This window comes from Leisingera sp. F5 (assembly GCF_001593695.1).
This window is the reverse complement of record NZ_LUKH01000354.1, coordinates 1-2740: the sequence shown is the minus strand read 5'-3', so window position 1 is coordinate 2740 and position 2740 is coordinate 1. Positions and strand designations below refer to the sequence as shown.

Genomic DNA, 2740 nt, shown 5'->3' with positions numbered 1-2740 from the left:
CAGCCTGGTGAACACGGCCACGCATGACTATGGCGGCGCCCGGCCTGCACGGTTGCAGGGTTGGCGGCGGACCTGGGTTCATACCGCTCTGCGCGAGGTTGCATTTCTGTCGGCTGTTCCCTGCGCGGACAGCGTGATTGACGGGTTGATCGCCGAGGTGCCCGGGGCCGACTGGGCGGCGCTGGACGAACGCGAGTTCGCCTATGACCGGCTGCCTGCATCAGACAGGGTGCAGCACGGGTTGGAAGGAACGCCCGATATTTCTGTCTATGCCATTGCGGCGGGCAAGAAAAATGGCGCCACCGAGCAGCACCCAATCCTGCTCAGCTATCTGGATGTGGTGCTGCAGGGCTATTTGCAGATCTTTGGCGAGGCCGGGTTGCACGATTTTGTTGCAACCACTGATGGCTGGGACGCCCCGGTTCTGAATGACCGGGCCGCGCCGCGCTATCCGCGCCATCAGCCGGTTTCAACGGCCGAACGCAAATTGTTTGATGAACTGATCGGCAGTACAGGCGCGCGTCGGATAGAATCAGGGTCATGATAGAAAAGGCGCTGTTGCACCTCGGCCGGATTGCACGGCAGCTCTGGTTCAGGGTTGTTCTCATTTCCCTTTTTTCCCTGCTGGCCCTGCTGCTTGCGCCGCTGGCAAAACCGCTGCTGCCGGACGGTCTGAGCGAGGATTTCGGACGCGAGGCGGTGCTGCCGGTGCTGACGATCCTTGCCTCTGGAATGCTGGCGGTCACCACCTTTTCGCTCAACGTCATGGTCAGCGCCTACCGCACCGCGGCCTCGACGGCGACACCGCGGGTCTACCGGCTGCTGCTGGAGGACACCGTCACCCAGCGGGTGCTGGCGACATTTGTGGGCGGGTTTATCTATTCGCTGAGCGCGGTGATCCTGTTCCGGGCCCGCTATTACACACCGGAAGGCGCGCTGGCGGTCTTTGGCCTGACTATCATCGTGGTGATCTTGATCGTCGGCGCCATCCTGCGCTGGATTGATCACCTGTCCAGCCTTGGCAGCATGGACCACACCCTGCGGCTGATCGAGAACCGCACCCGCGCTAGCCTGCGCACCCGGGTGAAAAAGCCCTGCCTGGGCGGATTGTGCGCACGTGAAGATGCCAAACCCGAAGACGCAGTGGATATCCCCGCCGCCCAAAGCGGATTTGTCCGCTACGCGGGGCTGGCCCAGCTGAATGAGCTGGCCGCAGAGGCAGGCACGCAGATCACCCTGGCGCGCGCGCCGGGGCAATACATCCTGCGCGGCCAGCCGGTGGCCTGGGCCACGGGGGGCGGCAGCAAGTTCCGCAAGACGGCTTCTGCTGCGATCGACATCGGGGATGTGCGCAGTTTTGATCAGGATCCGTCTTTCGGCCTGACATTGCTGGCGGAGACCGCGCAAAAGGCGCTGTCGCCCGGTGTCAATGATCCCGGCACCGCGGTTGAAGTCATGGGCCGACTGGAACGGTTGCTGTGGGAGAACACGCCGGCGGATGAGACCAGTGACGCCCGCGAGGCCGCCTACCCCAATGTCTGCATCCCCCCTGTCACCGCACAGCATCTGCTGGCATGCGCCTTTCCGCCGATTGCCCGCTGCGGCAGTGAGCCCCCATCAGTCATGCGCTGGATGGAAAAGTCGCTGGATGCGCTTGGCGAACATCCGAACCCGGAGATGGCAAAGGCTGCCAAGGAGATGTGCCAGGAGCTGAAAGACGGCAGCTGGGGCTGATCCGCCTGTGATTGGCGAAAGGGTATGCTCCCGTCTGTTCCGGCGCATGAAATATGCGCAGTGCACAGTTGGGCATGGCACCGCTCCCCATGGGGAGCGGTGCAGCGCCTCACCTCAGCGCGGCGCCGGGCCCAACCGGTGGTACGGTATCTTTGATGCCGGTCCGACGGGCGGGAGCGCTCCGGAAAGAAAATGACGGCACCCTGAAGCGCCGCCATTTTTAATCTCTGACAAACTTCGATCAGCCGCGGGCGCGGACCTTTTCCATCAGCGACAGAAGTGCCGACATGTCCGGGCCGCGTTCCATGCCGGTTACCGCCTTGCGCAGCGGCATGAACAGCCCCTTGCCCTTGCGCCCCGTGGCCTCTTTCACCGCAGTGGTCCAGGTTTTCCAGCTGTCGGCGTCGTAGGGGCCTTCGGGCAGCATCGCCATAGCTTCGGCGATAAAGTCCTTGTCCTCATCCGCCACCAGCGGCTCGGCACCGTCGCGGCACAACTCCCACCAGCCTGCCAAATCTTTCAGCGTTGTGATGTTCTCTTTGGCCATGTCCCAGAAGGCGGCCTGCTTTTCGATTGGAACACCCAGCGCGTCCACGTGGCTCTGCACCGCCTCCAGCGGCAGCGACTGCAGATGGCGGGCGGTCAGCGGATAGAGATCCTCGGCATCGAACTTGGTCGGCGCCGCACCAAAGCGGTTGATGTCGAAACCTTCGATCAGCTCGGCCATTTCCGAACGCAGTTCGACCGGGTCGGAAGACCCCAGGCGCGCCATCAATGACAACAGCGCCATCGGCTGCACGCCCGCTTCGCGCAGGTCGCGCAATGCCAGCGTGCCCAAACGCTTGGACAGCGCCTCGCCCTGCGGGCCGGTCAGCAGCGAGTGGTGCGCGAACGACGGCACGGTGCCGCCCAGCGCCTCGATGATCTGGATCTGGGTCGCCGTATTGGTCACGTGGTCTGAACCGCGCACCACATTGGTCACACCCATTTCGGTGTCATCCACCAC

At 63.5% G+C, this 2740-nt stretch carries 3 protein-coding genes; 2 read left to right on the top strand and 1 reads right to left on the bottom strand.

Annotated elements, in window-relative coordinates; translation table 11 throughout:
* Both A2I95_RS30175 and A2I95_RS30170 read left to right on the top strand, forming a co-directional pair.
* Positions 1–544 (top strand): gamma-glutamylcyclotransferase family protein (locus A2I95_RS30175; protein WP_291735807.1); only part of this gene is annotated, 544 nt, incomplete at its 5' end.
* Positions 541–1734 carry a DUF2254 domain-containing protein gene (locus A2I95_RS30170; protein WP_291735806.1) on the top strand — a complete coding sequence of 398 codons (1194 nt, stop codon included), beginning with the start codon at positions 541–543 and terminating at the stop codon, positions 1732–1734. The genes A2I95_RS30175 and A2I95_RS30170, both read left to right, overlap by 4 nt.
* A 241-nt stretch (positions 1735–1975) precedes the next feature.
* Here the strand turns inward: A2I95_RS30170 and A2I95_RS30165 are convergent.
* Positions 1976–2740 (bottom strand): glutamate--tRNA ligase family protein (locus tag A2I95_RS30165; RefSeq protein ID WP_291735804.1); only part of this gene is annotated, 765 nt, incomplete at its 5' end.

Bases quoted from the DNA above. Each gene is read 5' to 3' on its own strand.
- A2I95_RS30170 (WP_291735806.1), top strand. From the start codon at position 541: ATGATAGAAAAGGCGCTGTTGCACCTCGGCCGGATTGCACGGCAGCTC.